Source organism: Yersinia sp. FDAARGOS_228 (assembly GCF_002073315.2).
Taxonomy (GTDB): Bacteria; Pseudomonadota; Gammaproteobacteria; order Enterobacterales; family Enterobacteriaceae; genus Yersinia; species Yersinia intermedia.
Genome location: NZ_CP020409.2, coordinates 931534 through 943534, shown reverse-complemented (window position 1 = coordinate 943534; position 12001 = coordinate 931534). Strand labels below are relative to the sequence as shown.

The following is a 12001-nucleotide window of genomic DNA, read 5'->3' as shown; positions in this document are numbered from 1 at the left end:
ATTCCCAACTCTATTTTTTGCTATTTTCTCGTTGGTAATGAGAATAGCTACCAAAATAGGCATAGGTTATGGAGTGCCTATCAACTTAATGGTTAACAAACTCAACTATCGTATATTCCAAAAGCAAAAAACGCCACGACTGTGCGTGGCGTTTTGACTGATTTTACTAGACTTACGAACGTCTCATGTTATCGAAGAACTGATCGTTAGTTTTCGCTGTTGCCAGTTTACTGATGAGGAACTCCATCGCATCGATTTCACCCATTGGATGAAGAATACGGCGCAATATCCACATTTTTTGCAGCTCTTCAGTGGTGGTCAGCAACTCTTCTTTACGTGTACCAGAGCGGTTGAAATCAATGGCTGGGAACACACGTTTTTCGGCAATTTTGCGCGATAAATGCAGTTCCATGTTGCCGGTACCTTTAAATTCTTCATAGATAACTTCATCCATTTTAGAACCGGTATCAACCAACGCCGTAGCAATGATAGTCAGGCTACCGCCCTCTTCAACATTACGTGCAGCACCAAAGAAACGCTTAGGACGATGTAAGGCGTTAGCATCCACACCCCCCGTCAATACTTTGCCTGAAGCAGGTACCACGGTGTTGTATGCGCGGGCCAAGCGAGTAATGGAATCCAGCAAGATGATAACGTCTTTTTTATGCTCAACCAGACGTTTCGCTTTCTCGATAACCATTTCAGCTACCTGAACGTGACGGGATGCGGGTTCATCAAAAGTAGAAGCGATAACTTCACCCTTAACCAGACGTTGCATCTCAGTCACTTCTTCAGGACGTTCGTCAATCAGTAATACCATCAACACGCAGTCAGGGTGATTGTAAGCAATGCTGGTAGCGATGTTCTGCAACAGCATGGTTTTACCCGCTTTAGGCGGTGCCACAATCAGACCACGTTGGCCGCGACCGATTGGCGAGGCCAAATCAAGTACGCGAGCAGTTAAATCTTCCGTCGAACCATTACCACGTTCCATGCGCAGACGAGAGTTGGCATGTAATGGGGTTAAGTTTTCGAACAGGATTTTGTTACGGGCGTTTTCCGGTTTGTCGTAGTTAACTTCGTTAACTTTTAACAATGCAAAATAACGCTCACCTTCTTTCGGCGGACGAATCTTACCGGCAACGGTATCACCAGTGCGAAGGTTGAAACGGCGAATTTGGCTTGGGGATACATAGATGTCGTCGGGGCCGGCGAGGTAGGAGCTGTCTGCAGAGCGGAGGAAACCAAATCCATCCTGCAATATCTCCAATACACCGTCACCGAAGATATCTTCTCCACTTTTCGCGTGCTGCTTAAGAATAGAGAAAATAATGTCTTGTTTACGCATCCGGGCCAGGTTTTCCAGCCCCATATTTTCGCCAAGTGTTATCAGATCAGAAACCGGCGTGTTCTTTAATTCGGTAAGATTCATAATGGTGGGTTCTTAAACTCGGGGTATGTCTCGAACTATGGTCGTGAATGGTATGGCAGCGTCATCCGTGCCTGTTTAATGGGACATTCAATCACCGGTCTTGAACAAACTACGCAAGTAATGACTTACGCGAGATTTGCGCGACACAACGGTCAAAAGATTGAAGGTGCCTTAGACTGATTTGTAAAACCGTTAGACTGTCAAAAAACTGATTGAGTTCATAATCATTCTCAACACACATTGTTTCGACATAGAGTAATGCTTTAGATTCAAACTATTTAGGTGCTACAGACTATTTATTAGATGCTAAAGAGTAAATTAGATACTAAAGAATAAGCTAGATGCTATAAACCCGGACACGATACACAGGAATGTTCTATATGCAGTGGAGTAAACTTAACACGCTTCTTTGCAGGCGTCTAGCGGTCAGTGTGAGAAATCACAACTGCCGCTAAACATACCCTACAGCCTTGGAGCCGCAGCTATGCTAGTGGCTCTTCTGACCCGAATCACTGACCTGCGTCAGCTCATTGGGTGAATGAGCCTCATCCTTGAGGTTCAGCCTGCGGGCAGGCATAAATGCTGTAACGCCAATGACTTTCATCATTGACGGCAAAGACCACTTACAGATTTGCATCCAAGAATGCTTTGAGCTGACCTTTAGACAAGGCACCCACTTTGGTGGCCACTACTTCACCATCACGGAATAACAACAATGTAGGGATACCGCGGATACCGTATTTTGGTGCCGTGCCCTGATTGTCATCAATATTTAATTTAGTGATGGTCAGTCTGCCTTCGTACTCTTCAGCAATTTCATCCAAAATCGGAGCAATCATCTTGCACGGACCACACCATTCAGCCCAGAAATCGACCAGAACCAGGCCGCTGGCTTTTAGCACGTCAGTGTCGAAGCTGTCGTCACTCAGGTGAATAATTTTATCGCTCATGTTCTACTCCAAAGGATTGTGTCTACCTCGTTGGTGTAGCATTAACCAACAATAGGATGACTTTATTTCACCGGATACGCTTTCGTAAAGCAATAGTTAGCTGATATTCTACCACACTATGAGCAAAACACACTTGACCGAACTGAAGTTTTCCGACTTCGCCCTGCACCCGCTAGTTATTGAAGCCCTTGAAAACAAAGGGTTTCATAATTGTACGCCGATCCAGGCGTTAGCATTGCCACTCACCCTCTCTGGGCGTGATGTAGCGGGTCAGGCGCAAACAGGTACCGGCAAGACGCTGGCATTCTTAGCGTCTACTTTCCATTATTTGCTTTCTCACCCCGCAGAAGAGGGTCGCCAGACTAATCAACCACGCGCATTGATTATGGCACCAACGCGTGAATTAGCAGTACAAATTCACTCCGATGCAGAGTCACTTTCTCAGATGACTGGCCTGAAATTAGGCTTGGCTTATGGTGGTGACGGCTACGATAAACAGCTTAAAGTGCTGGAAAGTGGCGTCGACATTCTGATCGGTACTACTGGCCGTTTAATCGACTACGCGAAACAAAATTATATTAACCTCGGTGCGATTCAGGTTGTAGTTCTTGATGAAGCGGATCGGATGTACGATCTGGGCTTTATTAAAGATATCCGCTGGCTGTTCCGCCGTATGCCTTCCGTTGATAAGCGTTTAAATATGCTGTTCTCTGCCACGCTATCGTACCGGGTACGTGAATTGGCATTCGAGCAAATGAATAACGCCGAATATGTTGAAGTGGAACCGTTACAAAAAACCGGCCACCGCATTCAGGAAGAGCTGTTCTACCCTTCAAATGAAGAAAAAATGCGTCTGCTTCAGACGTTGATTGAAGAAGAGTGGCCAGATCGCTGCATTATTTTTGCCAATACCAAACATCGTTGTGAAGAAATCTGGGGCCATTTGGCTGCTGATGGTCATCGTGTTGGTTTACTGACCGGTGATGTGGCACAGAAAAAGCGCCTGCGTATCCTGGAAGATTTCACTAAAGGTGATTTGGATATTCTGGTTGCTACCGATGTTGCCGCCCGTGGTCTGCACATTCCACTGGTAACCCATGTGTTCAACTATGACCTGCCTGACGACTGTGAAGACTATGTTCACCGCATTGGCCGTACCGGTCGTGCTGGCGAAAGCGGTCATTCCATCAGCCTGGCATGTGAAGAGTACGCGTTAAACTTACCGGCTATTGAGACCTACACCGGTCATAGCATTCCGGTAAGCAAATATAATAGCGATGCGTTATTAACTGATTTGCCGGCGCCAAAACGTCTGGCCCGTACCCGTACCGGTAATGGCCCACGCCGTAACTCTGCCCCACGTCGCAGTGGTGCACCACGGAATAACCGTAAGCGACCGAGCTGATAAATGATGCTAAGTTCCACCTCACTTTATGCTGCCATCGATCTTGGCTCCAACAGTTTCCATATGTTGGTAGTACGTGAGGTGGCAGGCAGTATCCAGACGTTGGCCCGCATCAAGCGGAAAGTCCGCCTGGCGGCTGGTCTGGATAACCAAAACCATTTATCACAAGAAGCGATGGAACGCGGCTGGCAATGTCTGAAACTTTTTTCAGAACGTTTGCAGGACATTCCTTTGGACCAGATCCGGGTGGTTGCAACTGCAACCCTGCGTTTGGCCTCGAATGCTGAAGAGTTCCTGCAAACTGCAACCGACATTCTTGGTTGTCCGATTCAGGTTATCAGTGGCGAAGAAGAAGCTCGTCTGATTTATCACGGTGTAGCACATACCACCGGCGGGCCTGAGCAACGCCTGGTGGTGGATATCGGCGGTGGTAGCACCGAACTGGTCACCGGCAATGGTGCTCAAGCGAATATTCTGGTTAGTTTATCAATGGGTTGTGTCACCTGGCTGGAACGTTATTTTAGCGATCGCAATCTGGCAAAAGACAATTTTGAACGGGCTGAACTGGCAGCACGTGAGATGATCAAACCGGTCGCGAAACGTTTTCGTGACCATGGTTGGCAAATCTGCGTCGGTGCCTCTGGCACGGTTCAGGCTCTACAAGAAATTATGGTTGCTCAGGGCATGGATGAACTGATCACGCTGACCAAATTGCAGCAACTCAAGCAAAGAGCGATTCAGTGCGGCAAGTTGGAAGAACTGGAGATCCCCGGTCTCACGCTCGAACGGGCACTGGTTTTCCCAAGTGGTTTGTCTATCTTGATTGCGATATTCCAGGAGCTGGCAATTGACAGTATGACACTGGCTGGCGGTGCGCTGCGCGAAGGGCTGGTCTATGGCATGCTCCATTTACCGGTCGAACTGGATATTCGTAGCCGGACAGTACGAAATTTGCAACGCCGCTATTTACTCGATATCGAACAAGCCAAGCGCGTGAGCAAGTTGGCCGATAATTTTTTACTACAAGTAGAAAAAGAGTGGCATCTCGATAACCGATGTCGGGAGTTATTGCAAAATGCCTGTTTGATTCATGAAATTGGCCTAAGTGTCGATTTTAAACGCGCTCCCCAACATGCTGCTTATCTGATCCGCAATCTGGACTTACCCGGTTTTACCCCCGCGCAAAAGCTATTACTGTCCGCATTATTGCAAAATCAGAGTGATACTCTCGATTTATCCCTATTGAATCAGCAGAATGCGTTGCCGGTAGATATGGCACAGCATCTGTGCCGGATACTGCGTCTGGCGATTATCTTCTCCAGCCGCCGGCGGGATGATACTTTGCCAGCCGTCAGGCTACGGGCCAAGGGCGAGGCTCTTTATGTGCTGCTACCCCATGGCTGGCTACAACAGCACCCTTATCGAGCAGAAGCGCTGGAACAGGAAAGTCATTGGCAGAGTTATGTCCAATGGCCGCTGTCATTAGAAGAACTTAATTAAATTCTTTGTTATTGGGTGGCCCTGGTCGCCCTCTCCCACCGCCCTTCACACTGAAATCACTACAAAACAATCAGATTGTGATCATCCTCAGCTTAAAAAAGAAACATTGTGTGTATTTTTATAAAACAACGTTTCTTTTTTGAAAGAGGTAACAATGCGAGCACAGATTCAACATCCACATAGCCTGGCGATGTTGGTAATAATGTCCAGTCTGATAGCCAGTGCCCCAACAGCAATTGCCGCTAAAACAAACCACCACGATGCCCCTCAACAGCTACAAGTTCCTACGCTGGCTTATGATGAGAGCAGTATTGTATTGGTATGGAAAGCACCTGAAAACACCGGTAAAATTGTTGATTATCAAGTTTATTCTGCTGGAAAGTTGCTGGGCAAAGCCAGTGATAACAATAATAAATTCTCGCCCGCCAAGCCCTATATCGATCACTTTTATGCTAATGATAAAGATAATTTCCAGCATAATATTGTGCTACAAAACTTCACAGTAGAGGGTCTGAAACCCAATACTCGCTATCAGTTCACGGTAAAAGCCCAATATGCTGATGGCTCGTTATCTGCTGCCAGCAATCTTGTTACGGCAAAAACCAGCGCCAAACCACAAATCGTTAATGTACGCGATTTTGGCGCAGTTAATGATGGCAATACACTGAATACCAAGGCTATTCAACAGGCGATTGATAGTTGCAAACCGGGCTGTCGGGTTGAAATCCCTGCGGGTATCTTCAAAAGTGGCGCGTTGTGGTTAAAAAGTGATATGACCCTCAACCTGCAGGCGGGTGCAACATTATTAGGCTCAGAAAACCCTGATGATTATCCTGCGGGCTACCTTTTATATCCTTATTCCACAATTGAACGCCCGGCCTCACTGATCAATGCCATTGACCCACATAAAAGTGCGCCGGGGACTTTCCGCAACATCCGTATTACCGGTTCAGGGGTGATTGACGGTAATGGCTGGCAGCGAGCAAAAACGGCTGAAATTACCGATGAGCTAGGCCATCCATTGCCGCAATATGTGGCGAGTAAAAACAGCAAAGTGCATGAAGATGGCATTCTGGCTAAAAATCAGGTTGAGAAGGCCGTTGCTGATGGTATGGATTTGAAAAATGCCTATGGTCAACGTCGCTCTAGCCTGATGACATTACGTGGCGTAGAAAACGTCTATCTGGCAGGCTTTACCGTACGTAACCCCGCATTCCACGGCATCATGAACCTGGAAAACCATAACGTGGTCGCCAACGGTTTAATTCATCAAACTTATGATGCGAACAACGGTGATGGTATCGAGTTTGGTAATAGTCAGAACGTAATGGTATTTAATAACTTCTTTGATACTGGCGACGACTGCATCAATTTTGCTGCCGGTACTGGGGAGAAAGCGCAACAGCAAGAACCGATGAAAGGTGCATGGCTGTTTAATAACTATTTCCGTATGGGGCATGGTGCCATTGTCACCGGTAGCCATACTGGTGCCTGGATTGAGGATATTCTGGCGGAAAATAACGTGATGTATCTGACTGATATTGGCCTGCGTGCCAAGAGCACCAGCACCATTGGTGGCGGTGCCCGCAACGTGACATTCCGTAATAATGCAATGCGCGATTTGGCCAAACAGGCAGTAGTGATGACGCTGGATTATGCCGACAGTAATGCCAATATCGACTATCCACCGGCCAAAATACCGGCTCAATTCTATGATTTCACAGTAAACAATGTGACATTAGATAATACGACCGGCAAAAACGCCGTGATTGAAATCAAAGGCGACACGGCAAACAAAGCCTGGCACCGTTTGGTACACGTCAACAATGTGCAATTAAAACGGGTAAACCCAACCGCTATCAGTGATTTACGTGACAGCGAATTTAATAACGTGGTCTTTACTGAGTTACGGGGTGATACCCCTTGGCACTTCAGCGACGTGAAAAACGTGACTGTCGATGGCAAACCAGTAACGCCTTAGCGGGTCAGTAACGGGCAGACCAATACACTGCCCGTTACTGTTTTCGCTTGTGCGACTCTTTTTTACTTACACTATTGTTTCTTCGCATTCGCTAATTGTGCACGAATATTGGCCAGATGACTCTGGCCTTTCTGCATCCGCTCTTCTGGGCTAACGGCTTTGCGCTCATCTTCCCATTTCAAGTCGTCTTGCGGTAACTCCATCAGAAAGCGACTGGGTTCCGGCCGAATCAGCTCACCATACTGCCGCCGCTCTTTGCATAAGGTAAAGAACAACTCACGCTGGGCGCGGGTGATACCCACATACGCCAAGCGCCGCTCTTCATCTACATTATCTTCGTCGATACTGCTTTGGTGCGGCAGCAAGCCCTCTTCCATGCCAACCAAAAACACATAAGGAAACTCCAGCCCTTTGGAAGCATGCAAGGTCATTAATTGCACTTGATCCACTTCTTCATCACTTTCCCCCCGATCCATCATGTCACGCAGAGTAAAACGTGTCACAACCTGAGTCAGCGTCATCGGCTCATTCAGCTCTGAGCCTTCCAGCATTTCAGTCATCCAACTGAATAAGAGATTAACGTTCTTCATCCGCATTTCTGCGGCTTTTGGGCTGGGAGAGGTTTCGAACAACCAACTTTCATAATCGATGCCGTGGATCAGATCCCGCACTGCCGCCACGGGCTCGCGTTCGACCAGCCGAATAATGCTATCCATCCAGTGCGTGAAACGCTGCAATGACTCCAGGCCACGGCCTTTCAGATGCTCACCTAACCCCAAATCAAAACTGGCACGAAACAGGCTTTTATTCCGTAAGTTGGCCCATTCCCCCAGTTTTTGAACGGTCGTTGAACCTATCTCGCGCTTTGGTGTATTCACAATACGTAAAAATGCGCTGTCATCATCCTGATTGGTCAATACCCGCAAATACGCCAGTAGGTCTTTGATCTCTGGCCGCGAGAAAAATGAATCCCCCCCAGAGATACGATAAGGGATACGGTTTTGCATCAGCAGCTTTTCGAACAATCGCGACTGATGGTTACCGCGATATAAAATGGCATAGTCGCTGTATTGGGTCTTTTTGACAAAGTGATGGGCGATAAGCTCACCGATCACTCTTTCCGCCTCATGATCTTCGTTATTGGCAGTGATCACTTTCAGCTCATCGCCATAGCCCAACTCAGAAAAGAGTCTCTTTTCAAAAACATGCGGGTTATTGGCAATCAGAATATTCGCAGCTTTCAGAATACGCCCTGAAGAGCGGTAATTTTGCTCCAGCTTGATCACCTGTAGCTGCGGGAAGTCTTCATTCAATAAGACTAAATTCTGTGGCCGCGCCCCGCGCCATGAATAGATAGATTGGTCATCATCACCGACCACGGTAAAACGCGCCCGGTTGCCCACCAATAATTTAACCATTTGATATTGGCTGGTATTAGTATCTTGGTATTCATCGACCAGCAGGTATCGCAGGCGATTTTGCCAGCGTTCGCGCACGTCCAGATTGTTTTGCAACAGTAGTGTCGGCAGGGTGATAAGGTCGTCGAAATCCAACACATTGCAGGCTTTCAAATGAGCGTCATATAAGCCGTAGCAATGCACAAACAATTTATCACGTTCAGATCGTGCCTGAGCTGCCGCGCCTGCTGGATCTAACAGATCATTCTTCCAGTTGGAGATCTGGGATATCAATTGTTGCAGTAACGTTTTATCGTCTTCCAACCACTTGTGGGTCAGATCTTTCAATAGCCCCAGTTGGTCCTGTGCATCAAACAGCGAGAAGTTGGATTTCATCCCCAGCGCGACATACTCTTTTTTAATGATTTCCAATCCCAGAGTATGAAAAGTAGCGATCATCAAACCACGTGCTTCTTTTCGCCCCAGCGTCTGAGCCACACGTTCTTTCATTTCACGTGCCGCTTTATTGGTAAAGGTCACCGCCGCAATATGTTTCGGTTGATAACCACACTGGCGGATCAAATGGGCAATCTTGTTAGTAATAACTCTGGTTTTGCCCGATCCCGCACCGGCTAACACCAGGCAGGGTCCAGTGACGAATTCGACGGCTTGTTGTTGGCTGGGATTTAATCGCATGGCACTCGGAAGCTCTGTGGGTTAACGGGGGGAACAGGATTGTAGCAGAAAGCGGCCAACGAAAAAAAAACACCTGTGGTTTTTGATTGGTAAAACGCACGCAGCAGTCGCCCCATCATGGTCAAAATACGCTACACTGGCGCGCTTCAAGACCTATTGAAGATAACCTTCGTTCAAATAACTATATAGTCTAAATAACTTAGTGGTGATTGTTACTATGGCAAACAAAGCTTCTGCGCTGCACATTTTGGTTGATGATGAAAAGCAGGCAAACGATATTCTGGCACAGTTGAATAACGGCGCAAATTTCCAAGAGTTAGCGAAAAAGTTCTCTAACTGCCCGTCAAAACGTAACGGCGGCGATCTGGGCGAGTTCAATAAAGGGGACATGGTTCCTGCGTTCGATAAAGCAGTATTTAGCTGCGAGCTGCTACAGCCTTATGGACCCGTTAAGACTCAGTTTGGATATCACATCATTAAAGTGTTATATCGTAACTAATTTAGTCATGCGCCACCTGCACGGCGGCGCAATAATTTCTTTTCATTCCAGCGGTTATCATCAGACATAATCCCCATGTTATATAATATAAAAATATCATGGATATAATATGCCCTCATGATTTTATCTCTTCTTTCTATAAAAACACCCTACTAAACCTTACAAAAGACCACGTGTAATTATATTTAAAAATCATTTTCACATACCAAAAAACAACAAAAACCAGCCATTCCAATAAAAACAACAAGAAAGATCTCATTAACACATTTTAAATAAATGAAAAATAACTTAAAATACAATCAGTTAATAGAAAAAATGTTGGAACCCTACTCTTGTAGGAACATTCCCACACAAATTGGTTCGTTTATCTCATGTGAAGTCAAGACAGCTTTCTATATTATCTCCCTCATCAAGTAACGACGTGGCGGAATAATTACCACCAACTTACTTAAATGAAAGAACGTGGAAGCTGACAAGTATACCCGAATAACATTCGTACATATAGTCGTTAACCCACTTCATATTTATTAAGTTAAGTATTCATTCAGATTTAAATATGAATGAATACTCACCCACATTTAATTATTGTATTGGAGTTTTAAATGAACAAGTTAACTTTGGCTATGGCGTTATTCTCTGCATCCACAACTGTTGCAATGGCAGCAAGTAATAATACGATTACTTTCCAAGGGGAAGTCACGGCACAAACCTGCTCTGTTACAGTCAATGGCGTTGATGCAAACCCAATGGTATTGCTGCCAACTGTATCCAGCAGCGATTTAGATGCTTCAGGGAAAACAGCAGGTAAAACGACCTTTACACTGGGTGTATCTGGTTGTGCACCTGGCCCTACTGATATTGATGTTAAAACTGTTTTCGTCGCTAACCAAGTTACAGCTTCCGGCAACTTAAAAAATACCGGCACAGCAGGAAACGTTGAGCTGCAATTACTGAAAGACGCAACAACAACTTCGGGTATCAATCTGAATAGTGGTGTGGCGCAAGATGGCATAGTGTTAAAGGCTGGTGATACAGCAGCAGAGCATGATTTTGCAGTTCAATACTATGCAACCGGACAAGCAGGCGCTGGTTCTGTAATCGCATCGGTACAATATGCAGTTTCTTACCTGTAATACCTGTTTTGCCGAATAGGATATACTTTAAGTAATTGGCGCTGTAATCAGGCAAAGTAAATGACAAATCGGTCGCAGACCTTTTTGAATAGCATTTATGCCAGCCCGCAGGGTGAGCCTCAATGAGGCTCATTAATCCCGATGATCTTCACTGTGAGTGATTCGGATAAAGTTACCCCATGCGTATTCAGCAGCGCCAAGAACCAAAAAGATAACTACTCGGCCAGTTTTATTCAGAGGATATTCCCATGATGGTTAACATGCATAGCTACAGTTATCGTTATCTGGTCATCGCTTTATTAATTTTTATGGGTATCTCTTCTGCCAAAGCCAGTGTAATCATGACAGGTAGTCGAATTATATATTCGGCGGGCGAAAAAGAGCACAGCATACAATTAACAAATAAAGATAACTTTCCCAATGCTGTCCAGGTCTGGTTAGACAGTGGTGATGCTCAATCAACACCGGAAACAGGCAGAGCACCCTTTATCGTCACGCCACCGTTCTTTCGCATGGAAGCCAATGCGGGACAAACATTGCGTCTGAAATATACCGGTAGCGGCCTGCCAACAAATAAAGAATCTGTGTTCTATCTTAATTTTTTACAGGTACCACCCGTCAATAAAGCAGAAAAAAGCAATAAAATGTTAGTGTTGATGCGTAACCGCATTAAAATATTTTATCGCCCTGAAAGTATTACGGGTAGCGTTGACCAGGTCTCCAGTGCACTGACTTTTAGTGTGCGTCAACGGGGTAAAGATGTTGTTGTAACTGGGAAAAATCCAACTGGGTTCTATGCCACCATTGCCAGCGGTGAAGTTGTTGGCGGGGGTAAAAAACTTAAAATGAAATCCGAGATGATCTCACCGATGTCTCAAGCAGAATGGGTTATCCCAAACTCATCTGTACCTTCTAATGCTATTGTTAATTTTCTGATAGTGAATGATTTCGGCGGGCAAGATACCGGTAGTTATCGTATTTAGTCGCAGCCTTTCCGGTAAAGGAAGA

General features: G+C 45.9%; 9 protein-coding genes. 6 read left to right on the top strand and 3 right to left on the bottom strand.

The genetic code is table 11. From position 1 onward, the window contains the following. Nucleotides 1–172: 172 nt before the first annotated feature. Both rho and trxA read right to left on the bottom strand, forming a co-directional pair. Nucleotides 173–1432 (bottom strand): transcription termination factor Rho, encoded by a 1260-nt coding sequence (gene rho / locus A6J67_RS04285; RefSeq protein ID WP_004704159.1) that lies wholly within the window; start codon nt 1430–1432, stop codon nt 173–175. Nucleotides 1433–2055: 623 nt separating this feature from the next. Next, nucleotides 2056–2382: a thioredoxin TrxA gene (gene trxA / locus A6J67_RS04280; protein ID WP_004714235.1), complete on the bottom strand. Its 327-nt coding sequence runs from the start codon at nt 2380–2382 to the stop codon at nt 2056–2058. 118 nt (nt 2383–2500) lie between these two features. On the opposite strand from trxA, the gene rhlB reads away from it, so the two are divergent. The 3 genes from rhlB to A6J67_RS04265 all read left to right on the top strand — a co-directional run bounded on the left by rhlB (nt 2501) and on the right by A6J67_RS04265 (nt 7268). Continuing rightward, entirely contained in the window at nt 2501–3787 is a 1287-nt protein-coding gene (gene rhlB / locus A6J67_RS04275; protein ID WP_005190253.1) for an ATP-dependent RNA helicase RhlB, read from the top strand. 6 nt (nt 3788–3793) lie between these two features. Next, nucleotides 3794–5287: an exopolyphosphatase gene (gene ppx, locus A6J67_RS04270; protein WP_032907429.1), complete on the top strand. Its 1494-nt coding sequence runs from the start codon at nt 3794–3796 to the stop codon at nt 5285–5287. A 154-nt stretch (nt 5288–5441) separates the two neighbouring features. Continuing rightward, nucleotides 5442–7268, top strand: a complete 1827-nt coding sequence (locus A6J67_RS04265; protein ID WP_050297675.1) for a glycosyl hydrolase family 28 protein — start codon at nt 5442–5444, stop codon at nt 7266–7268. Nucleotides 7269–7339: 71 nt separating this feature from the next. Here the strand turns inward: A6J67_RS04265 and rep are convergent, their stop codons facing one another. Next, a complete protein-coding gene (gene rep, locus A6J67_RS04260; protein WP_042568926.1) occupies nt 7340–9361 on the bottom strand; it encodes a DNA helicase Rep in 2022 nt (673 codons plus the stop codon). Between the two features lie 217 nt (nt 9362–9578). On the opposite strand from rep, the gene ppiC reads away from it, so the two are divergent. From ppiC to A6J67_RS04245, 3 genes are all read left to right on the top strand, one after another. Beyond that, nucleotides 9579–9860, top strand: coding sequence for a peptidylprolyl isomerase PpiC (gene ppiC / locus A6J67_RS04255; protein ID WP_004704164.1), 282 nt, complete (start codon nt 9579–9581; stop codon nt 9858–9860). 602 nt (nt 9861–10462) lie between these two features. After that, a complete protein-coding gene (locus tag A6J67_RS04250; protein WP_042568924.1) occupies nt 10463–10993 on the top strand; it encodes a fimbrial protein in 531 nt (176 codons plus the stop codon). A 248-nt stretch (nt 10994–11241) separates the two neighbouring features. Further along, nucleotides 11242–11976 (top strand): molecular chaperone, encoded by a 735-nt coding sequence (locus A6J67_RS04245; RefSeq protein ID WP_005190261.1) that lies wholly within the window; start codon nt 11242–11244, stop codon nt 11974–11976. Nucleotides 11977–12001: the final 25 nt, after the last annotated feature.